This window comes from Mesorhizobium sp. 131-2-1, assembly GCF_016756535.1.
Taxonomy (GTDB): Bacteria; Pseudomonadota; Alphaproteobacteria; order Rhizobiales; family Rhizobiaceae; genus Mesorhizobium.
The window spans coordinates 2,116,309-2,137,739 of sequence record NZ_AP023247.1 but is presented as its reverse complement, the minus strand read 5'-3'; the positions used below and the strand labels follow the sequence as shown (position 1 = coordinate 2,137,739).

Genomic DNA, 21,431 nt, shown 5'->3' with positions numbered 1-21,431 from the left:
CGTTCGATTTCTATATCGATTATAGATTACGAACGCAATCAAAAAAAAGGAGACCGATGATGCGCGTGAGCCGAATTCAAGCCGCGGAAAACCGCGAGACCGTGATCAATGTGGCAAGCCGCCTTTTTCGGGAGCGTGGCTTTGACGGCATCGGCCTCAAGGATCTGATGAAGGGTGCAGGGCTGACCCAGGGCGCCTTTTACAAGCAGTTCGAGTCAAAGGAGGATCTGGCCGCGCAGGCGTCCAGGCGGGCGATGGAGAGCGCCACCCAGCGATGGTCGGCCGCAACAGCGGCAAACCCTGAGAATCCGCTCGACGCAGTGACCTCATTCTATCTCAGCATGGGCCATCGCGGAGAAAGGATGGACGGCTGCCCGGTCGTTGCGCTCGGCTCGGATGCTGCCAGACAGGGCGCCGAGGTGAAGGCGTCATTCGAGGCCGGGATCAGGGAATACCTTGAAATGCTCGGCAGTTGGGTTGGCGGGGCCGACAATGATGAGGCCGGGGGCAAGGCCAAGGCCATTCTCTCGACAATGGTCGGCGCGGTCCTCCTCTCGCGCGTCGTCAACGATCCCGATCTTGCGCAGGCTTTTCTGGATGCGGCGACCGATCAGGTTCGCGCAGCAGTCGCCGCTTGAACGGCGTGGGCAGCGCTGTCGGCGCACCCAAGTGATAGGAGAATAGATGCGACGGATTGTTGTTACAGGCATGGGAGCGATCACGCCCCTAGCTGCCAATGTCGAAGCCTCATGGTCGCGCCTGCTGGCCGGTCGTTCGGGCATCCGTAGGCTTCCGGACGATGTGGTGGGAGACCTGCCGGCGAAGATCGGCGGCGTGGTTCCCTCCTTGGATGAAGATCCGGACGCTGGTTTCGATCCTGATGACGTCCTGTCCGCGAAGGATCAGCGCAAGGTAGATCGGTTCATTCTCTTTGCGCTGGCGGCGGCGGAAGAGGCGCTTGCGCAGGCGAAATGGAAGCCTGTCTTGGAAACGGATCGCCTGCGCACAGCAACGATCATCGCCTCAGGGGTTGGCGGCTTCCCCGCCATCACCGAGGCGGTGCGCACTGTCGACCTGCGTGGCGCCCGCCGCCTGTCGCCCTTTACGGTGCCGTCCTTCCTGGTGAACCTCGCAGCCGGCCAGATCTCAATCCGTCATGGCTTCAAAGGTCCATTGGGCGCACCGGTGACGGCGTGTGCGGCCGGCATCCAGGCGATCGGCGACGCCGCCCGTCTCATCCGCGCGGACGAGGCTGATATTGCCGTGTGCGGGGGCACGGAAGCATGCATGAACATAGTCAGTCTCGGCGGGTTTGCTGCCGCACGCTCTCTTTCAACCGGCTTCAATTGGGCGCCGGCTCAAGCCTCGCGTCCCTTCGACATATCGCGGGACGGCTTCGTCATGGGCGAAGGAGCCGGCGTGCTGGTCATCGAGGCGTTGAGCCATGCGCTGGCGCGCGGCGCAAAACCGTTCGCCGAGCTCGTCGGCTACGGCACGACGGCGGATGCCCACCACGTCACCTCTGGCCCCGAGGACGGCGGCGGTGCGCGCCGGGCCATGGAGATCGCGATTGCCCAGGCAGGGATTTCGGCGCGCGAGGTTCGTCATCTCAATGCGCATGCGACCTCCACGCCAGTCGGTGACATGGGTGAAATCGAAGCGATCAAGAGCGTATTCGGGCGCGATTTCGCGATAGCTGTCAGCGCAACGAAATCCGCGACCGGACACCTGCTGGGCGCGGCCGGCGGGCTTGGTGCCATTTTCTCGATCCTGGCGCTCCGGGACCAGGTGGCGCCGCCGACACTCAATCTGAACGCTCCCGATCCGGCCGCCGATGGCATCGACTTCGTCGCAAACGAGCCCCGGCCAATGGAGATGGAGTACGCGATCTCCAATGGCTTCGGCTTTGGCGGCGTGAATGCCAGCGCCTTGTTCAGGCGCTGGAACCACCAGCCCGACGCGAGTGCCAGAGGCAGTCAGGACTGACGTCCTTTGCTCCGACTTTTCACGCTTTCTCCCACCCCGATCCAACGCAAAGAAGGAAATGATTTCCATGAACAAGACCAATCCTGGCGTCGCCCTAGTCACAGGGGCGTCCTCCGGCATCGGGCGCGCAACCGCCAACACCCTACGGAACGCGGGCTTTCACGTATTCGGAACCAGCCGTCGCACGGCCTCCAAACAATCCGACGGCGTTACCATGCTGACCTGCGACGTGACCGACGACGCGTCCGTTGCGAAAATGGTTGAAGACGTTTTGGCCAAAGCCGGACGCATCGACCTGCTTGTCAACAATGCTGGCATGGGTCTGTTTGGCGGCGCGGAGGAATCCTCGACCGCCCAGGCCCAGGCGCTGTTCGACGTCAACGTCTTCGGCGTTTTCCGCGTGACCAACACGGTGTTGCCGGCAATGCGACGCCAAGGGAAGGGCAGAATCGTTAATTTGAGCTCGGTACAGGGGTTTATCCCCGCCCCTTATTTCGCGCTTTACGCGTCGACCAAACATGCCATTGAGGGTTATTCCGAATCGCTCGATCACGAATTGCGCCCGTTCGGCATTCGCGTGTCGTTGGTGGAGCCCGCCTATACCCGTACGTCATTCGAGGACAATCTGGCCGCCCCCGATCAGTTGCTTGATGTCTATGACTCCGCGCGCGCTGGCATGACCATAGCCGTGCGGAAATCGATGGAGAAAGGCGATGCGCCCGAAGTGGTAGCCAAGACCGTTTTGGCGGCTGCGACGGATCCCGCGCCCAAGAGGCGCTATGCGGCGGGCAAAATGGCGCGCCAGGTCAGTCTCCTGCGCCGCTTCGTCCCCGCGTCCGCATTCGACAAAAGCCTTCGAAAGCAGCTCGGGCTGCCGGTCTGACGATTTCGGCTGCGGGCAATTCACAATGAATCCTCATCCAAGACAACGGAGCCGGAACCGCCGATCTGATGAGTGGGGGGAAAGGCGGTAGCGCGCTCCCGCTACCAAATTTCTCTCAAAATAATCAGACGTTTAGGTGCCATCGAATGCATCTGATCGGCTGATTTCATGTCGCGGCATGTCGCAACTGGCTACCGTTGATTTCCAAGGGTTTCCTGCGACTATCGGCGAGTCCGTGCGACATGGGACGCGACATGGCCTTGCGACGCTGCAAACACGAGCGGTACGGGATACAATTGCCGGAGCGAATGCGTCCCCGGGATGGCTCAAATGTCCTCCGTCGATTCTCTCGCCGCGAGATTATTGTCGGCGACATTGATGTTCGATCGTGCGTCGTTGCTGGCGCTCGAGGCTTTGGCTGCCGAATCCGACCGTCGGGTCCTAAGGCGCGGCGAGGTCCTGGTTCGCGAAGGCGATCCATCGGACAGGTTCTTCGTCGTGCTGTCCGGTCGCTTTACGGTACACAAAGGAGATCAGATTGGCTCGGTCGCCGAGATCGCACAGGGCGAACTGGTTGGCGAAATTGGTTTCTTTGCAGGGCTGCCCCGTACGGCCACTGTACTTGCAGCGCGCGATTCGATCGTCCTTGAAATCAGTCGTAATCATTTCGAGAAGGCGGCCGAGGCTCTGCCGAACCTGAGAGAGGCGGTCACAATATCTCTGGCGCGCCGGTTCGCCACGCAATCTCCGATTTTGTCACGTCAGAAACCTGCCAAGATCCGAACGCTTGCCATCATCGCAGCCGGCGGAAGTCGCATCTCACCGGTCTTCATCGGGCACCTACAGCAAGAGTTCGGCGCGGTCACACGCACTCAGTTCGTTTCCCGGCTTGACGTCCACGCGAAGTTCGCAGGTCGTCCGATCGACGACCAGCCGGTCCTTAACTGGTTGAACGAACTGGAGGCGCAAGCTGAATTCGTTGTCTACGTCGCCGATGAAGAACCTAATGAATGGACACGAGTCTGCATTCGCCAGGCCGATACCGTCCTGCTGCTAGCGAACGCGTCCTCCTCGCCTCGCTTGAACACATCCGAGGAATTGGCGCTATCGGTCCATCCACCATCGACCGGTCGGCTTGTCTTGATTCACGACAATCGCTCGGCTGCGGTCTCCGGCACCTCTGCATGGCTCGATGAGCGTCCCCATGTCGGCCAGCATCATCATGTTGCGCTGGAGGACGCGTCTGATATCCAGCGCCTGGTCCGATTTATTTCCTGCAAAGCACGTGGCTTCGTGGCGGCGGGGGGTGGGTCCCTGGGCAGCGCCCATCTGGGCGTCTACAAGGCCTTCGTTGAGGCGGGCGGGCGCTTCGACTATCTCGGCGGGACGAGTTCCGGAGCGGCGATGATGGCCGGCTTCGCAAGAGGGTTGGACGCGGAGCAGATCGACCGCGGCACGCACAACGTATTTGTCAAGAGTCGGGCGTTTCGGCGCCCCACCTTGCCGCGTTTCGCGCTTCTAGATCACAAAGCCTTCGATCGAGCCCTTCGGGAGGAATACGGCGACGTTCTGATCGAAGATCTTTGGCTTCCGTTCTTTGCGCTTTCGACCAATCTGAGCAGCCGTCAGCCCCATGTCCACCGTCGTGGAAAACTCTGGCAAGCCGTTCGGGCATCCGGCTCGCTCCCGGGTGTCCTTCCGCCGTTCTTTACGTCTGACGGCGATATGCTGGTGGACGGCGCCATCATGAACAATTTGCCGCTGGAACAGATGAGGGAACTCAAGACCGGCCCCAATGTCATCGTGAGCTTTGGGTCCAGTGGACCGCAAAAATACCACATCGACTATGACCGCATCCCCGGAAGATCGGAACTGGCGGTCGCCCTGCTGAACCCTTTCGGCCGTGCCCGCCTGCCGCAGGTTCCGAGCATGCTTCAGGTTATTGCTGCGAGTATGCTGGCACACGGGCCGCAGGACATTGCCGTCGGCGACGAGGATGTCTTGGTCTGTCCGCAGGTTTCGAGCACCTTCATGGATTGGAGCCGGCATTCCGAGTTGTTTTCGGAGGCCTACGACCGCACGGCGCAATGGATCGAGGAACGTCTCCGCCAGAACGACTCGGGGCTCCGGGCGGTGCTCGGTAACGCACATACTTAGCGCACCACAGTCCCACTATGCTCAAGCGGTTCACGGAGGCTATCGGCTAACCTCTGTACCCAAAATTGGAAAATTTCGACTAAGCCGCGTGCCTCCGATAGCAAAAGAATGCCTCTTCGATATTGGGTCTCGCGATGTAGCGGTCTCCCGCTACCAATCCCCACATTTTTCAATAATTTCAGCACGACTGACGCTACCGACAGGATGCTCCTATCCGCCACGAGCAATCATTCGAGGATGATCGGGCCCCACATTCGATCCCCCCTGCCCGGCCCTTCGGGTTGACCGGGGAAGGGGCGATCCATCAGGTCCGCACAATGGAGTGCAAGATGGCCTGCATGTGCTCTTGCAGGTCGAGTTCACCCCGTGACTCAACAGTCAACAGGTACTCGGCCTTGGCCCGGCGGTCGCCTCGGCTGGTCGCAGGATAGGAGCAGATGGCCAGCAGTGCTTCCTCTTCAATTCGGTCTGCACTCTTGCGGTCGTGCCAGCTGCTGTCCGCTTGGTGGACGACCCTATGGAGCGCGTCATAGGCGGTCCCGTGGGTTGCGATCAGGGCCTGCAATTCGCGCGAGGTACCTTCCTCTTCAGCATAAGTCGGTTCAACGAAAGACGCACCGGCGGTGAACGCAAGAAGTGTACGGCGGGTGACTCTGGGCATGCCTCATATCCTTGCCGACTGATCATGAATACTGGCACACCGTAGCACCGGCGCAGCGGTTCGCAGAGGTGAACTACAACGCGATCACATGTCTGCTGACAAAAAGCATCCGCTCTGCAGCTGCCCCCTCCCACACGCCGGGCGGCGGCCTGTCGATGAGCTTGGCGCGGGCGTCGGGGTTGGAGGCGACGGCGTGGCTGCCCGGGCACCTTGACCCGTCGTTGCCCAGGCCCTGGTTGCCATCCAGCTAGACCAATGGAGTTGTCTGCCAGAATCTTGGCAGACAACTCCATCTTGCTCTTCGCATGTTAATCGCGGCGGCAGCGCGCGATCGGAGGAGCTAGTTCGTTCCGGAACTGAGATGCCGGCGCACTGGCGCGCAATTGGGACAGGGCGAAATGATCACGAGACTAAAACGCCAATCACAGCGGCACAGTCCCCCGCTTTGACCAAGCCCGGAAAGTGACGCGCGGCCAGCAGGCCCGATAGTCTTGCCTTGATTTCCTGGGGAGCGTTACCGGTGCGGCCGGTTGAGTGAACGCGCGCCACGACTTGACCCTCTTCCACCGTCTCCCCGAGATCCACCATGGTCTCGATCATTCCGTCGTCCTCGGCAAAGGAGAAGCAATCGCCGGACGGCATATCGAGCCACTGAGTTTGAGTCCTCTCGACCGCACCATCGACGATGCCGGCATGGCGCAACACGTTGAGAATGCCGCGCCGTGCGATTCGCACGGTTTCGGCTCGAGATGTTCCGCCACCACCGAGTTCGGTACTGACGAAGACCTTGCCCATCTCCTCTGCTGCCGTGTCGTACATACCCACGGAGTCGATCTCGATCATGCGCATCGAGAACGGTGCCGAGAATGCCGCGACCGCGTCAAAGGCTTTCTGCTCCAGCGCCTTGTCGGGCAACGTGTGTGCGGCGCAGAACGGCACGAAATCCAGCGTCCTGCCGCCGGAGTGGAAATCGAACACGAGGTCGGCGCGGGGAAGCAATTCGCGCTGGAAATAATCGGCGATCTTTTCCGTCACCGTGCCGTCGGGACGGCCGGGGAAGCTGCGGTTCATGTTCCCCTTGTCGATCGGCGAGGTGCGGGTGCCGGCACGGAAGGCCGGGTAGTTCATCGCCGGCACGATGATCACCGTGCCGCTGACCTCTTTCAGATCGAGCGTGCGGGCAAGGTCGTAGAGCGCCAGCGGCCCTTCATACTCGTCGCCATGATTGCCGCCGGTGAGCAGGGCGGTCGGTCCCTTGCCGTTGCGGATGACGCAGATCGGGATCATCACCGAACCCCAGGCCGAATCGTCGCGGCTGTAGGGCAGGCGCAGGAAGCCGTGCTGCACGCCATCGCGGTCGAAATCGACGGTCGGGGCGATCGGCGAGGGACGAAGGCTGGACATCGGGCTCAATCCTTCACCACCAGTTTGCGCGGCACATTGGCCAGGCACTCGACGCCGGTCTCGGTGATCAGGATGGATTCGGTGATCTCGAGGCCCATCGTCTCCAGCCACAGGCCGGTCATGAAATGGAAGGTCATGCCGGGTTTCAGCTCAGTGCGGTCGCCGGGGCGCAGGCTCATGGTGCGCTCGCCCCAGTCTGGCGGATAGGACAGGCCGATCGGATAGCCGGTGCGGTTGTCCTTGACGATGCCGTATCTCTTCAACACGGCAAAGAAGGCGTTGGCGATGTCCTCGCAGGTGTTGCCGGGCCTGGCCGCGGCAAGCCCGGCCTCCATGCCTTCCAGCGTCGCCTTCTCAGCATCGAGGAAGGCTTGCGTCGGCTTGCCGAGGAAGACGGTGCGCGACAGCGGGCAGTGGTAACGGTTGTAGCAGCCGGCGATCTCGAAGAAGGTGCCCTCGCCCGACTTCATCGGCCTGTCGTCCCAGGTCAGATGTGGCGCCGAGGCATCGGCACCCGAGGGCAGCAGCGGCACGATCGCCGGATAGTCGCCGCCGATACCGTCGACGCCGCGCGTGCCGGCGTCATAGATCTCGGCGACGAGATCGCATTTGCGCATGCCGACCTCGATCTTGTCGACGATGCGCTGGTGCATGGCTTCGACGATGCGGGCGGCCTTGCGCATATAGTCGATTTCGGTCGCACTCTTCACCGCGCGCTGCCAGTTGACCAGGGCGGTGGCATCGACAAAGCGGGCATTGGGCAGATGCTTCTGCAGCGAGGCGAAGGCGGCGGCCGAGAACCAGTAATTATCCATCTCGACGCCGATGGTCAGCTTGCCCCAGCCGCGCTCGGCAAGCACAATGGCGAGGTAATCCATCGGATGGCGTTCGGTCGACTGCACGTAGTGGTCGGCATAGCCGACGATGTTGTCGTGGGCGAGATAAGCAGTGCGCTTGGCGCCATTGGCGTCCTGGCCGCGCCCATACCAGACGGGCTCTCCTGAGGGCGGCACGATGACGGCCTGATGGACGTAGAACGACCAGCCGTCATAGCCGGTCAGCCAGGCCATGTTGGAGGAATCGCTGACGATCAAAAGATCGACGCCCTTGGTCTCCATAGCTTTCCGGGTCTTGGCGAGGCGTTCCGCATACTCCCCTCGCGAAAATTTCAAGGCAGGCTGCATTGTTCTTGGTCCTCGTTTGTTAGGCCCCGCGGCCAGCATCAGCTTTCGAGAATGGTTCCAGACTTGGCCGCCCGCGCGCGGTCGCGGGCGAGCGTGGCAATCGCCGTGTCCTGCACACCGGTGCCCGTGAGGTCGGCGATGGTGATGTCGGCGGGCGTGCGCCGGCCGTGCTTATCGCGCGCGATGATCTGGCCGAGTTCGGTCACATCGGCGTCGGCTTCCATCACGCCGGCTGCGATGGCGTGATGCAGTTCGCCGAGACGCCGCGTTTGCCTGGCGCTGTCGGCGACATAGAGATCCGCCATGCGCAGGATCGCCGGCGCGATCTCGTTCTTGTGCTCGGCGTCCGAGCCCATGGCGGTGATGTGCTGGCCAGCCACGATGAAACCGGCCTTGATCAACGGCTCGGTCGAGGGCGTGGTGGTGACGATGATGTCGGCGCCGCCAGCCGCATTTGCCGCGTCCGGCTCGGCGCGTACCATGATGCCCAGTTTCTCGCGCAGGCGGGCAGCGGTGGCCTCGGCCTTGGCGGCATCGCGCGCCCAGATGCGGGCTTCTTCGATCGGCCGCACGAGGCGCAGCGCCTCGAGCTGCAGCCCGGCCTGGAGGCCGGCGCCAAAGATCGCGGCGACGGCGGAGTCCGGCCGCGACAGGTGTTTCGCCGCGACCGCGCCGGCGGCGGCGGTGCGGATGTCGGTGAGATAGCCATTGTCGAGCAGCAGCGCCTCGACCTGCCCGGTCTTCGCCGAGAGCAGCACCATCATGCCGCCGCCGCTTGGCAGGCCGAGCTTCGGATTGTCGAAGAAGCCGGAGCTGATCTTGACGGCGAAGCCGTCGATGCCGGGCACATAGGCGGACTTCACGTCGACCTCGCCGTGATGCTCGGGAATGTCGAGCCGCAAGATCGGCGGCATCGCCACCGGCAAGGTAGCAAGCGCTCGGAAGGCGTTCTCGACGCAGGCGACGGCATCGAGATCCAGCGCAACGATGTTGCGCAGTTCGGCCTCGGTGAGGATCATCATCCGGTTCATGCAGCACGCTCCGCAAATGAGGGGTTCTCACCACAAACGATCCGGCGATGCAGGCCCATGTCGATGTTGCGACCGGAGAGGACGAGAACCGTTGGGCCGCTCACGCCGACCTTGCCGGCAAGCAGCGCGGCGATGCCGACCGCGCCGGCGCCCTCGACAATCTCGCGCTCCTCCTGATAGGCGTGGCGGATGCCGGCGGCGATCTCGTCCTCGGAAAGCAGAATAACATCGTCGAGCAGGTCGCGGCACATGCCAAAGGTCAGCCGGTTGTCGAGACCGATGCCGCCGCCGAGCGAATCCGCCAGCGTCGGTGGTTCCTCGACCTCAACCGGGCGGCCGGCGTCGAGGCTCGCTTTCATCGCGGCGCCACGCGCCATCGACACGCCGATGACCTTGGTGCCGGGGCTGACGCCCTTCACGGCAGCGGCGACACCGGACGCCAGCCCGCCGCCCGACAGCGGCACCAGCACGCTACCCGCGTCCGGAACCTGCTCGATGATCTCGAGACCGAGCGTGCCCTGGCCGGCAATGATGTCGGCATGGTCGAAGGGCGGCAGCATGACCAGGCCCTGTTCGGCGACAAGTGTGTCGACCTCCTTCTGCGCATCGTCCTGGCTGTTGCCGACGATGCGGATTTCGGCGCCGAGACGACGGATCGCGTCGAGCTTGTTCTCGGGCACCAGCCGCGACATGCAGATCACGGCGCGGATGCCTTCGAGCCTCGCCGCATGCGCCAATGCGCGGCCGTGATTGCCGGTCGAAGCGGCGACCACGCCGCGTGATCTTTCTTCTGGGCTCAGAGAAGCAATCGCGTTGGAAGCGCCGCGCAGCTTGAACGCACCGGTGGTCTGATGGTGCTCGAGCTTGAGGTGGATGGGGTGGCCGACGCGATCCGAGAGGCTTTGCGACTGCAGGGTTGGCGTCCGCTCGACCTTGCCGGCAATGCGCTCGCGGGCGGCGCGGATGTCGCTGAGGGTGATGGCGCGCGTCATGACTGGCCCAGCGGCAGCGTCATCAGGCGGCCGAATTCCGGGCGTGGAGTGGCGTCGCCGCAGAGGCGCAGGCAGGTCCAGGCAGTGGCCTGGTTGCTGGTGACGACGGGGCGGCCGATGGCCCGTTCCATGCCGGCGACCGCGAGCGCCGAGCGTAGCGCGGTGCAGGACACGAACAGCGCGTCGGCCTCGGCATCGGTTGCCTTGCCGGCCAGTTCGACGAGCGAGGCCGGCGCAATGCGGGCCATCTCGCGGTCGTCCTCAAAGCCGAGACAAGAGAAGCTCATTATGTCGAAGCCGCGCGCTGCGAAATAGGCCGCCATCGGCCGGCTGGTCTCGGCGGTGTAAGGGGTGAGGATGCTGATCCTTTTTGCGCCCAGCGCCTTCAGTCCGTGCACGGCGGCCATCGGCGGCGTCACTACTGCAACGCTGGGCTTGGCGGCATGCACCGCCGCCTCGATCTTGGCGTCGCCGATCACCACCGAGGCGGAGGTGCAGGAATAGCAGATGGCGTCGAGCGACTCGTCCGGCAGGATGAGCGCGGCGGCGGCCTCCAGCTCAGGCTGCATCTTGCGCAGGTTTTCCGGCGTCGTCGGGTTCTTGTAGGGGATGCGGGCGACATAGACGCCGATCTTGTCGCTCGCCACCATGCGGCGGAAATCCGGTTCGCTGGTGTGGTCGGTGGCAAGGATGATCAGGCCGACACGCTTTTCCAGCGGGCGGAGGTCTAGGGTCGGCCTCGTCGGCATCAGCCTGATTTCGGGCAGCGGTTTCATCAAAACTACCTTTCGATCTTGCCGTAGCGATGTTCCAGCCAGCGCAGCAGCACGACCGAGAAAAGGCTGATAATCAGGAAGAAGGCGCCGACCAGCGTCATCGGCTCGACATAGCGGTAGTAGGTGTTGGCGACGCTCTTGGCCTGGTTCATCAGCTCCAGCACGGTGATCGCAGAGAGCAGCGGCGTCTCCTTGAACATGGCGATGAAGTAATTGGCCAAGGCCGGGATCATCGGCGGGATCGCCTGCGGCAGGATGATGTGGGTCCAGGTTTGGCCGGCGCCAAGATTGCAGGCCTTGGCGGCTTCCCACTGGCCGCGCGGCACATTGTCGATGCCTGCGCGGTAGACCTCCGCCGTGTAGGTGCCGTAATGCAGGCCGAGCCCGATGACGCCAGCCACAAGCGGCGGCAACAGGATGCCGAAATCCGGCAGCACGTAGAAGATGAAATAGAGCTGCACCAAAAGCGGTGTGCCGCGGATGAATTCGGCCAGCCAGCCGATGGAGCGCGATACCGCCCGGTTCGGCGAGCGCCGCGCCAGCGCGATGGCCAGACCGACGATCGCCGCCAGCACCGAGCCGAGCAGCGTCGCCAGGATGGTGATCTTCACACCCTGGATCAGCGTCGGCATGATTTCCCAGACCAAATTCCAATCCCAATCCATTACGGAGCCCAATCCATCAGACACGCACTCCGTCGATGCCGCGCGCCATGCGGCGTTCCAGCGAGCGCACACCCCAGGAGATGACGAGCGCCAGCACGAAATAGATGATCAAAATGGTGGTGAACGGCATCAGCGTGTTGCCGGTCTGCGAGCGTACCACCTGCGCCTGGAAGGTCAGGTCGGCGAGCGAGATCAGCGAGACGACCGAGGTCGCCTTGAGCAATTCGATGGCGTTGTTGCCGAAGGTCGGCAGCATGACCAGCAAAGCCTGCGGCAGGATGACATGGCGCATGCCCTGCCAGCGGCCGAGATTGAGCGCGATGCAGGCCTCATATTGCTCGCGGCCGACCGACTGGATGGCGCCGCGCACCACTTCCGCCGCATAGGCGCCGACATTGAGGCCCAGCGCCAGCACGCCGGCCTGCAGCGGCGTCAGTGAAATGCCGGCAAGGGGGAGCACAAAATAGGCCCAGAACAGTTGTACGAAGATCGAGGTGCCGCGGAAGAATTCGATATAGGCGGTCGCGAGCGCGCGCAGGATGAAGAAGCGCGACAGCCGTCCCATGCCGGCCAGGAAGGCCATGATCAGCGCAAGCACCGACCCCATCAGCGTCAGCTCGATGGTGACAAGCGCCCCCTGCAATATCAGGCCGAGATAGCCGGACCACTGGGTCATTGAACTAGATGTTTCCAAACGTTGGGTCTTGGCAGGCAGATGAGGGGCAGCACTAACCTTCGAATGCTGGCACCGCCCCTCATCCGTCACTTCGTGACACCTTCTCCCCCGTGAACGGGGAGAAGGAAGGACGCGCCTACTTCGCCGCGCAGAGCTTGTCGCGCGTCGTCGACATCGCGGCGGCGGCCGAGAAGCCGTAGGGCTCGATGATCTTGGCGAACTCGCCCGACTTCTTCAGTTTGGCCAGTTCGACATCATAAGCATCGCGCAAGGCCTCATCGCCCTTCTTGAAGGCCGCACCATCGCAATAGACCGGCGCACCCTGGACCGGGGCGATGACTTCGAGGTTCGGATCGTTGGCCTTCTTGACCAGGTCGTTGATCGAAAGGACGGGGAGCGAATAGGCGTCGATGCGGCCGTCCTGCAGCATCTTCAGGCCGCTCTGGCCGTCCGGCACGACGATGACGCGCTCGCGCGGCACGCCGGCATTGAGGGCCAGCTTCTCCTCGGTGCCGCCGCCCGGCGCGCCGATGGTTGCGGACGAGTCCTTGGCGACGTCCTCATAGCTCTTGAAGCCCTTCGGATTGCCCTTCTTGACCAGCATCGCCTCGGCATCGCAAAGCACCGGCTCGGAATAAGCGACCGCCGCGCAGCGCTCCGGCTTCATGAACAGGCCGGCGGTGACGACGTCGAAACGGCCGGCCTGCAAGCCCGGGATCATCGCACCGTATTCCGAGATCGAGGCGACGATGTCGTTGACGCCGAGGCGCTTGAAAATCTCGCGCGCCACGTCCGGGGCTGCGCCCGAGACCTTGCCGTCGGCGGCCACCGCGGTATAGGGCGGCTCATTGGCGATGGCGACACGGGCGAAGCCCTGCCCCTTCAATTGCTCGAGCTTGGCGTCGTCGGCCGAACGCGCGCCAGAGGCGAGCAGCATCGTGGTCACCGCGAGGCCGGCGACGCCGGCTAGAATGGCAAGCTTCTTCATTGTTCCCAAGTCCTTGTTTCTTGTCTTGGTTTGCGTTGCTTCGGGGCGTCTGCGTCGCCTTTTGCAAAGCGGTCAGACGCGATGTCCGGCCGCGATGATCTTCTTCAGGAAGCCTTGCGTGCGCTCCTGTTTGGGATGGCGGAAAATCTCGTCGGGCTTGCCTTCCTCGACGATCTTGCCGCGGTCGAAGAACAGCACCCGATCGGCGAAGTCGTGGGCAAAGCCCATTTCGTGGGTGACGAGCAGCATCGTCATGTCGGTCTCGGCGGCGAGCTTGCGCATGACGTTGAGCACCTCCTCGACCAGTTCGGGATCGAGCGCCGAGGTGACCTCGTCGAACAGCATGATCTTCGGCGACAGCGCCAGCGCGCGGGCAATCGCCACGCGCTGCTTCTGGCCGCCGGAAAGTTGGGCCGGCATCGCCTTGGCCTTGTCGGCCATGCCGACCATGTCGAGCAGCTCCATCGCCCGCTTCTCGGCGGCGGTGCGGGGCACGCCCTTGGTCAGCATCGGTGCCAGCGTTACGTTGTCCATGACGCATTTGTGCGGGAACAGATTGAACAGCTGGAAGACCATGCCGATCTTCTGGCGCATCTTCGCCAAATGGCGCTCGTCGGCAGCCAGAAGCTGGCCGTTGCGCTCCATGTGGTAGAGTTGCTCGCCGTCGACCTGGATGTGGCCGCCGTCGATCTTCTCCAGCGTCATCAGGATGCGCAGGATCGTCGTTTTGCCGGAGCCGGACGGACCGATCAGCGCCAGCTTCTCGCCCGGCATGACCTGCATCGACAGGCCGTCCAGCACCTTGAAGGCACCGAAGCTTTTCGAAATGGCATCGACCTTGATGATGGGCGCGGACAATCAATTTCCCCGTTCTGGAGAAGCCTATGCCCTTAACGATGGGGAACGCGCTAAATCATGTCAATTAGGAAAATAATATCATGACAATATTTCCGGCGCGGCCCAATCCCAGGGCAATTTGCGCCCAAAAATCGCTGCGCTTTCGGGCGACATGATCAGATGGCGAGCAGGAGATGTTCCGGATCGCCAAGCAGAAGCTTCGCGACAACGCTCAGGCCAGCGCGCAGTTCCCCCTCGGTGGTCGAACCCAGCGAGATGCGCACGGCCGGATGCCAGGGTGCTTCGGCGATGCGGAACGAGGTGCCGGGCGCGATCGCCACGCCGCGCAGGCGCGCCTGCGAGACAAAACTCTCCTCGGCGCGGTCGCCGGGCAGCTCCAGCCACAAATGCAGCCCGTCGCGATGGGCGCGGTAGTCGAGGCCGGTGAGCACTTCCGCGGCGATGTCCTGGCGCCGCCTGAGCGCGGCGCGCTGCCAGTGGACCAGCTCCATCGCCGTGCCATCGGTCACCCAGCGTGTGGCGATCTCGGCAACCATCGGTGTCGCCATCCAGTTCGAGACGAGATGGCGGTTGGCCACCGCCGCGACATAGCGGTCGGGCGCCGCGAGGTAGCCGATGCGCAGGCCAGGCACGGTGATCTTGGTGAAGGAGGTGACGTAGAGCGTGCGCTCGGGCGCGAAGGCGGCGACTGGCTGCGGCCGGTCCTCGACCAGCGGCCCCAGCACGTCGTTCTCGATGATGGCGATGTCATGCTTGCGCGCGACCGCCGCGATCTCCTCGCGCCGCCTGGCGTCCATAAGCGTCGCCGTCGGGTTGATCACCGAAGGCTGCACGAAGACGGCGCGGATGTCGGAGAGACGGCAGGCCTCGTCGAGCGCTTCCGGGATCAGGCCGTTGCCGTCGATCGGCAGGCCTTCGAGGTTGAAGCCGAGATAGCGGGCGAGCGGCACCAGCGTATGGTGGCCGATGGCCTCGGTGGCGACCGTCGAGCCGGGCGGCGCCACGCTCATCAGCGCCACCGTCATGCCGGCGGTGGCGCCGTTGGTCAGGCTGACGTTCTGCGGCGAGGCGTCGAGGCCGCAAAGGCGCAGCCACTCGATCGCAACGGCGCGGTGGCGCGGAAAGACCATGTTCGGGCGAAAGGAGAGCGCCGAGCTCGCCGGCAGGTTTTCGGCGAGCCAGCCCAGCGCCTGCTTCAGCCGCTCCAGGTGCATCGGCTCGCAGACCGGCTTGAGGATCGAGAGGTCGATGACCTCGCCCAGCCGCTCGGGAATGTAGGGCGGCTCCTCCTCGCGGCGCTGCGTCTGGACGAAGCTGCCGCGGCCGATCTCACCTGAAATCAGGCCGCGCCGGATCAGCTCTTCATAGGCGCGGCTCACCGTCTGCACCGACAAATTCAGGTCTTCAGCTAGCCGGCGATGCGTCGGCAGCCGGACGCCGTTGGCGAGGCGCCCATCATGGATGGCGCGGGCGAACTGGTCGGCGAGCGACTGATAGGCCGGCCGGCGGATGAGGGCGGGATCGGGCTGCCACAATGTCATGACTTATTAGAGATCGAAATCAGTGCAATTGACAATCGAAATCATGCGCCCCCATGGTGTTGGGCAGCAAAAAGTGGACGCCCATGGCCGCAGCGAAACTCGATCCGATCGACCTCAAAATCCTCGACGCCATCCAGCGCGACGGGCGCATCACCAAGCTGGCCCTGGCCGACAAGGTCGGCCTGTCGCCGACGCCGTGCTGGATGCGGCTGCGCAAGCTGGAGAAGGTTGGCATCGTCTCCGGCTACCATGCCAGGGTCGCCATGCGCGCCGTCGCCCCCGTCGCCACCGTGCTGATGGAGGTAACGCTGGCCAGCCACCGCCAGGCCGATTTCGACCGCTTCGAACGCGCTATCCGCGACATCCCCGAGATCGTCGCCTGCTGGTCGGTGGGCGGCGGCGTCGACTATGTGTTGAAGGTGATGGCGCGCGACATCGATGCCTATCAGCGGCTGGTCGACGCCTTGCTCGAGCGCGAGATCGGCATCGACCGCTACTTCACCTACATCGTCACCAAGACGGTGAAGGAGGAGACCGTGCTGCCGGTGGCGGATCTGCTGCCGGGGCAAGCGTGAGGGCTACATCTCCCGGATCGCACACCCGCGAGATTGGTCGAAACGTCCGTCGCTTCGTCATCCACGGGCGGAGCAAGGAGCGAAGCGACGCAGCGCAGACCCCAGTTGCGCTCCTGCTTCGCCCAAGGACGACGAAGTTGAGGAGGCTCGGGCAATTTTCACCGCTTGGTGGCACCCACCAGCCGGCAAGCTAGAGAGATCATCCGCGCCTCCGGACAAATAGAGACAATCTCTCTACGTGCGGCTGCCGAAACAGCCTCTCTGTCTCAACGGCGCGGCTAGTCTCTCCGCATTGCCTCGGCACCGGGAGACCTGATCGATGTCCGCGCATCTTGCCCGCACGAACCGCCATGAAGCCCTAGACGGCCTTTCCGACCGCCGGCTGCTGCGCGCGCTCGCCTATGTCGACGGCCATTGGACGGCGAGCGAGGCGGCGGAAAGTTTTGAGGTCACCGATCCGGCGACTGGTGCCACCGTCGCCTTCGTCGCCGCACTCGATGCCGGGCAGACGACAAAGGCGATCGATGCCGCTTCGCGCGCCTTTCCGGCCTGGCGGGCGCTGCTGCCGCAGGAGCGCGCCAGAATCCTTAGAAAATGGTTCGAGCTGATTATTGCCGCCAAAGAGGATCTGTCGCTGCTGATGACGCTGGAACAGGGCAAGGCGCTGAAGGAGTCGCTTGGCGAGATCGACTACGCCGCCTCCTTCGTCGAGTGGTATGCCGAGGAAGCCAAACGCCTCAACGCCGAAAGCGTCACCAGCCACCTGCCGGGCGCCGAGATGACGGTGCGGCGCGAGCCGCTTGGCGTCGTAGGCGTCGTCACGCCGTGGAATTTCCCGTCGGCGATGCTCACCCGCAAGGCGGCCGCCGCCCTTGCCGCCGGCTGCACCATCGTCGCGCATCCTTCGTCGGAAACGCCGCTGTCGGCGCTGGCGCTGGCCGAACTCGGCGAGCGCGCCGGGCTGCCTGCCGGCGTCTTCAATGTCGTCACCGGCAATGCCCGCGCTATCGTCGGGCGGATGTGCGAGGATGTCCGCGTGCGCGCCATGAGCTTCACCGGCTCGACCGAAATCGGCCGGCTGATCGCCGCGCAAAGTGCGCTGACGATGAAGCGGCTGGTGATGGAGCTCGGCGGCCATGCACCGCTGATCGTGTTCGACGACGCCGATATCGACAAAGCGGTTGCGATCGCGCTCGACGCCAAATTCGCCACCTCCGGCCAGGATTGCCTGGCCGCCAACCGCATCTATGTGCAGCGACCGATCTATGACCGGTTCTGCGCTGTCTTCGCCCACCGCATCGAGCAGCTTCGCACCGGCAACGGGCTTTCGGGCGACGCAGATATCGGGCCGCTGATGCACGAACGCGCCGTCAAGAAGGTGGAGGAGCAGGTGACCGATGCCCTCGCCCACGGCGCGCGTTGCCTGACTGGTGGCAAGCGCCATGTAGCCGGGCCGCTGTTCTACCAGCCGACGTTGCTCGTCGACGTGCCGGACGAAGCGCTGATCATGCGCGAGGAAACTTTTGGCCCGGTCGCCGCCGTGACGCCCTTCGACGACGAGGCCGAGGTCGTCGTCCGCGCCAACGCCACTGAATACGGCCTCGTCGCCTATGTCGTGACCGCGAACGGCGCCCGGCAGGCGCGCATGGGCCGCGCCCTCGACTACGGCATGATCGCCATCAACCGGGTGAAGATCACCGGCGCGCCGATCCCGTTCGGCGGCGTCAAGCAGTCCGGCATCGGCCGCGAAGGCTCGCGCCACGGGCTCGAAGCTTTCACCGACCTCAAGTACCTTTGCCTGGACGTGGCGTAGGCTATCCCGGAACTTCAAGGAGTCAAAAAATGCTCGAACAGTCCAACGAACTCGCCGCCTGGGACCGCGACCATTTCTTCCATCCCTCGACCCATATGGGCACCCATGCGCGGGGCGAATCGCCGGCGCGCGTCATGGCCGGCGGCGAAGGCGTCACCGTCTGGGACAACACCGGCAAGAAGAGCATCGACGCCTTTGCCGGGCTCTATTGCGTCAATGTCGGCTATGGACGCCAGAAGATCGCCGACGCCATCGCTGAACAGGCCAAGAACCTCGCCTACTATCACGCCTATGTCGGCCACGGCACCGAGGCGTCGATCACCTTGGCCAAGATGATCGTCGACCGTGCGCCTGAGGGCATGTCGAGGGTCTATTTCGGCCTCTCCGGCTCCGACGCCAACGAGACCAACATCAAGCTGATCTGGTATTACAACAACGTTCTTGGACGGCCGGAGAAGAAGAAGATCATCTCGCGCTGGCGCGGCTATCACGGCTCCGGCGTGATGACCGGATCGCTGACCGGGCTGGACCTGTTCCACAACGCCTTCGACCTGCCGCGCGCGCCGATCCTGCACACCGAGGCGCCGTACTATTTCCGCCGCGCCGACCGCTCGCAGAGCGAGGAGCAGTTCTCGCAATATTGCGCCGATAAGCTGGAGGAAATGATCCTCGCCGAAGGGTCGGACACGGTCGCCGCCTTCATCGGCGAGCCGATCCTCGGCACCGGCGGCATCGTGCCGCCGCCGGCCGGCTACTGGGAAAAGATCCAGGCCGTGCTGAAGAAGTACGACGTGCTGCTCATCGCCGACGAAGTGGTGACAGGCTTCGGCCGGCTGGGCACGATGTTCGGCTCCGACCATTACGGCATCAGGCCAGACCTGATCACCATCGCCAAGGGCCTCACCTCGGCCTATGCGCCGCTTTCCGGCGTCATCGTCTCCGACAAGGTCTGGCAGGTGCTGGTCCAGGGTTCCGACAAGCTGGGCTCGCTTGGCCATGGCTGGACCTATTCGGCGCATCCGATCTGCGTTGCCGCCGGTGTCGCCAATCTCGAACTGATCGACGAGATGGACCTGGTCAGGAATGCCGGCGAGACCGGCGCCTATTTCCGCGCCGAGCTCGCCAAAGCCGTCGGCGGCCACAGAAATGTCGGCGAGGTGCGTGGTGACGGCATGCTGGCGGCGATCGAATTCGTCAAGGACCGCGACGACCGCGTCTTCTTCGATCCGGCGCTCAAAGTGGGGCCGCAGATCGCTGTGGCACTCGCCGTCGGCGGCGTCCTCGGCCGCGCCATGCCGCAGGGCGACATCCTCGGCTTCGCGCCGCCGCTCTGCCTGACGCGCGAGGAAGCCGACACGGTGGTGACGAAGACGGCGGACGCGGTGAAGAGCGTGTTCGCGAGCCTCTGAGACTCGGGATGAATGCCATGACCAGAACCATTCCAGCCACCATGGCCGCGGTGCAGCTCACCGACCATGGCGGTCCGGAAAAGCTCGTCTACCGCACCGACGTCAAGGTGCCCGCGCCGGCTGCCGGCGAAGTGCTGGTCAAGGTCAGCGCCTGCGGCATGAACAACACCGATGTGTGGGTGCGTCAGGGCGCCTATGGCACGGAAGAGGACGCGGCCGCTATGTCAACCTGGCGCCGCCAGGGCAACACGCTGACTTTTCCGCGCATCCAGGGCGCCGACACGATTGGAACGATCGTCGCCGTTGGCGACGGCGTGTCGCCCGATCGTATCGGCGAGCGGGTAATGGTCGATTTCTCCATCTACAATCGCGACGACGATTCGCTGGCTGACATCGACTATATGGGCCATGGCCGGGACGGCGGCTACGCCGAATACCAGGCCCTGCCGGCCGAGAACGCGCATGTCGTTGATACCGAGCTCAGCGATGTCGAGCTCGCTACCTTCTGCTGCGCCTATCTAACCGGCGAGCAGATGCTGGAGCGCGCCGCACTGAAGGCAGGCGAGCGCATCCTGGTCACCGGCGCGTCAGGTGGTGTCGGGTCTGGCATCGTGCAGCTGGCGCGCGCTCGCGGCGCCATTCCCTATGCCGTCGTCGGCGAGGGCAAGGAACAGGCAGTGCTTGCCATCGGCGCCGAGAAGGTCATCACGCGCGGTGTTGCCGACCTGCCGGCGGCAGTCGCAGAGGCGACTGGCGGCCAAGCCATCGATGTGGTCGCCGACCTCGTCGGCGGCGCCATCTTCAACGATCTGCTTCGTATCCTGCGGCCAGAAGGCCGCTACACAACTGCCGGAGCAATCGCCGGGCCGGTGGTACAGCTCGACCTGCGCACCATGTATCTGAAGCAGCTGCAACTGCACGGTTCGAGCCAGGGCACGCGGGCGGATTTCCGCCGCATAGTGCGTTACATCGAAGAAAAGAAGATCCGGCCCTTAGTCGGCGGCGTCTACAGACTGTCGGACTTCCATCGTGCGCAGAGCGACTTCGTGGCCAAGGCGTTTGTCGGCAAGCTGGTGGTGGTGCCGGATGCGATGTGGCGCGGCGGCCAGAATCATTGATCCATAGAAGGTCCGTCACTTCCAATTGTGAGCAATTCGATCGCTGTCTGCTGAGCGTGAGCAACGCCAATTCATAGGGTTTATGCGTTGTACCAGGCAGAGAACGCCAGTCCCGTGGCCAGCGTCGCCGCTGCGTATAGGGCCGGCAAAGCCTTGTTGCTCACGCCCATGCGCAGCAAAGTGTGGCCAAGATGATCCGTGCCGCCAATCCATGGCCGGCGCCCTTGCCGCAGGCGGCGAATTATGACGAACACGGCATCTATCAGCGGAATCGCGATCCAGGCCAATGACAAGCCGAACCCTCTCTCAGAGGCGTAAAGCACGATTGCCGCCCCGAGCAGAAGGCTGCCGCTGTCGCCCATGAAAACGCGCGCGGGCGGATAGTTGAAGCAAAGGAAGCCGACGCAGGCGCCGGCGCCGGCCATTCCCACATCGCCGCCCAGACCCAGAAACGCCGCTGCAACTGCGCTCGCGGCGAGACCATCTGCATGGTCAAGCATATTGACCGCGTTGCAGGCCACCCAGGTGACGATCGGAACCCACCACAAGCCCGTGACAGTCCCGGCAAGGATTGCCGCTGCGGCCAGTGCCGCTGCCTTGGCACCGGCAGAAAGCGATCGGACGTCATCGAGCGCGCCGATCAGGCAGAATGCAGCCAGCAGAAGAATATGCTCGACGGGTAGCCAGGGGGACATCGCTATCAGCATGGCGGGT

Annotated in this window: 20 protein-coding genes; 8 read left to right on the top strand and 12 right to left on the bottom strand. The window is 63.7% G+C overall.

Annotated features, from left to right (window positions below; translation table 11 throughout):
- The first annotated feature begins 59 nt into the window (after positions 1 to 59).
- The 4 genes from JG743_RS10390 (at position 60) to JG743_RS10375 (ending at position 5,026) form a co-directional block, all read left to right on the top strand.
- The gene (locus tag JG743_RS10390) at positions 60 to 638 is read left to right on the top strand and encodes a TetR/AcrR family transcriptional regulator (RefSeq protein ID WP_202302557.1); all 579 of its coding nucleotides are present in this window, start codon (positions 60 to 62) and stop codon (positions 636 to 638) included.
- 46 nt (positions 639 to 684) lie between these two features.
- Positions 685 to 1,986, top strand: coding sequence for a beta-ketoacyl-ACP synthase II (gene fabF / locus JG743_RS10385; RefSeq protein WP_202300108.1), 1,302 nt, complete (start codon positions 685 to 687; stop codon positions 1,984 to 1,986).
- Positions 1,987 to 2,053: 67 nt separating this feature from the next.
- The gene (locus tag JG743_RS10380) at positions 2,054 to 2,869 is read left to right on the top strand and encodes an oxidoreductase (RefSeq protein ID WP_202300107.1); all 816 of its coding nucleotides are present in this window, start codon (positions 2,054 to 2,056) and stop codon (positions 2,867 to 2,869) included.
- A gap of 330 nt (positions 2,870 to 3,199) precedes the next feature.
- Positions 3,200 to 5,026 (top strand): patatin-like phospholipase family protein, encoded by a 1,827-nt coding sequence (locus tag JG743_RS10375; RefSeq protein ID WP_202300106.1) that lies wholly within the window; start codon positions 3,200 to 3,202, stop codon positions 5,024 to 5,026.
- 304 nt (positions 5,027 to 5,330) lie between these two features.
- Here the strand turns inward: JG743_RS10375 and JG743_RS10370 are convergent, their stop codons facing one another.
- The 11 genes from JG743_RS10370 to ehuR all read right to left on the bottom strand — a co-directional run bounded on the left by JG743_RS10370 (position 5,331) and on the right by ehuR (position 15,802).
- A complete protein-coding gene (locus tag JG743_RS10370; protein ID WP_202300105.1) occupies positions 5,331 to 5,687 on the bottom strand; it encodes a hypothetical protein in 357 nt (118 codons plus the stop codon).
- Between the two features lie 402 nt (positions 5,688 to 6,089).
- Entirely contained in the window at positions 6,090 to 7,091 is a 1,002-nt protein-coding gene (gene doeB / locus JG743_RS10365) for a N(2)-acetyl-L-2,4-diaminobutanoate deacetylase DoeB (protein ID WP_202300104.1), read from the bottom strand.
- Between the two features lie 5 nt (positions 7,092 to 7,096).
- Positions 7,097 to 8,275, bottom strand: coding sequence for an ectoine hydrolase DoeA (gene doeA / locus JG743_RS10360; RefSeq protein ID WP_202300103.1), 1,179 nt, complete (start codon positions 8,273 to 8,275; stop codon positions 7,097 to 7,099).
- A gap of 38 nt (positions 8,276 to 8,313) precedes the next feature.
- Positions 8,314 to 9,306: a cyclodeaminase gene (locus tag JG743_RS10355; protein ID WP_202300102.1), complete on the bottom strand. Its 993-nt coding sequence runs from the start codon at positions 9,304 to 9,306 to the stop codon at positions 8,314 to 8,316.
- Complete coding sequence (gene eutB / locus JG743_RS10350) at positions 9,303 to 10,298, bottom strand: hydroxyectoine utilization dehydratase EutB (protein WP_202300101.1); 996 nt, start codon at positions 10,296 to 10,298, stop codon at positions 9,303 to 9,305. The genes JG743_RS10355 and eutB overlap by 4 nt, the downstream gene beginning before the upstream one ends.
- Positions 10,295 to 11,074: an ectoine utilization protein EutA gene (gene eutA, locus JG743_RS10345; RefSeq protein ID WP_202300100.1), complete on the bottom strand. Its 780-nt coding sequence runs from the start codon at positions 11,072 to 11,074 to the stop codon at positions 10,295 to 10,297. The genes eutB and eutA overlap by 4 nt, the downstream gene beginning before the upstream one ends.
- A gap of 5 nt (positions 11,075 to 11,079) precedes the next feature.
- Positions 11,080 to 11,739, bottom strand: a complete 660-nt coding sequence (ehuD, locus tag JG743_RS10340) for an ectoine/hydroxyectoine ABC transporter permease subunit EhuD (RefSeq protein WP_202300099.1) — start codon at positions 11,737 to 11,739, stop codon at positions 11,080 to 11,082.
- A 16-nt stretch (positions 11,740 to 11,755) separates the two neighbouring features.
- The gene (gene ehuC, locus JG743_RS10335; RefSeq protein WP_202300098.1) at positions 11,756 to 12,415 is read right to left on the bottom strand and encodes an ectoine/hydroxyectoine ABC transporter permease subunit EhuC; all 660 of its coding nucleotides are present in this window, start codon (positions 12,413 to 12,415) and stop codon (positions 11,756 to 11,758) included.
- A 136-nt stretch (positions 12,416 to 12,551) separates the two neighbouring features.
- The gene (gene ehuB / locus JG743_RS10330) at positions 12,552 to 13,352 is read right to left on the bottom strand and encodes an ectoine/hydroxyectoine ABC transporter substrate-binding protein EhuB (RefSeq protein WP_244673184.1); all 801 of its coding nucleotides are present in this window, start codon (positions 13,350 to 13,352) and stop codon (positions 12,552 to 12,554) included.
- Positions 13,353 to 13,475: 123 nt separating this feature from the next.
- Complete coding sequence (ehuA, locus tag JG743_RS10325) at positions 13,476 to 14,261, bottom strand: ectoine/hydroxyectoine ABC transporter ATP-binding protein EhuA (protein WP_274608530.1); 786 nt, start codon at positions 14,259 to 14,261, stop codon at positions 13,476 to 13,478.
- A 155-nt stretch (positions 14,262 to 14,416) separates the two neighbouring features.
- The gene (gene ehuR / locus JG743_RS10320) at positions 14,417 to 15,802 is read right to left on the bottom strand and encodes a MocR-like ectoine utilization transcription factor EhuR (RefSeq protein WP_202300096.1); all 1,386 of its coding nucleotides are present in this window, start codon (positions 15,800 to 15,802) and stop codon (positions 14,417 to 14,419) included.
- Positions 15,803 to 15,885: 83 nt separating this feature from the next.
- On the opposite strand from ehuR, the gene JG743_RS10315 reads away from it, so the two are divergent.
- The 4 genes from JG743_RS10315 to JG743_RS10300 all read left to right on the top strand — a co-directional run bounded on the left by JG743_RS10315 (position 15,886) and on the right by JG743_RS10300 (position 20,717).
- Positions 15,886 to 16,377 carry an Lrp/AsnC family transcriptional regulator gene (locus JG743_RS10315; RefSeq protein WP_202300095.1) on the top strand — a complete coding sequence of 164 codons (492 nt, stop codon included), beginning with the start codon at positions 15,886 to 15,888 and terminating at the stop codon, positions 16,375 to 16,377.
- Between the two features lie 319 nt (positions 16,378 to 16,696).
- Entirely contained in the window at positions 16,697 to 18,190 is a 1,494-nt protein-coding gene (locus JG743_RS10310) for an NAD-dependent succinate-semialdehyde dehydrogenase (RefSeq protein ID WP_202300094.1), read from the top strand.
- Between the two features lie 29 nt (positions 18,191 to 18,219).
- Entirely contained in the window at positions 18,220 to 19,599 is a 1,380-nt protein-coding gene (locus tag JG743_RS10305; RefSeq protein ID WP_202300093.1) for an aspartate aminotransferase family protein, read from the top strand.
- Positions 19,600 to 19,607: 8 nt separating this feature from the next.
- On the top strand, positions 19,608 to 20,717 hold the full coding sequence (locus JG743_RS10300; protein WP_202300092.1) for an alcohol dehydrogenase family protein: 1,110 nt from the start codon (positions 19,608 to 19,610) through the stop codon (positions 20,715 to 20,717).
- Between the two features lie 80 nt (positions 20,718 to 20,797).
- Here JG743_RS10300 and JG743_RS10295 read toward each other — a convergent pair whose 3' ends face one another.
- Complete coding sequence (locus JG743_RS10295; RefSeq protein WP_244673102.1) at positions 20,798 to 21,424, bottom strand: MraY family glycosyltransferase; 627 nt, start codon at positions 21,422 to 21,424, stop codon at positions 20,798 to 20,800.
- Positions 21,425 to 21,431: the final 7 nt, after the last annotated feature.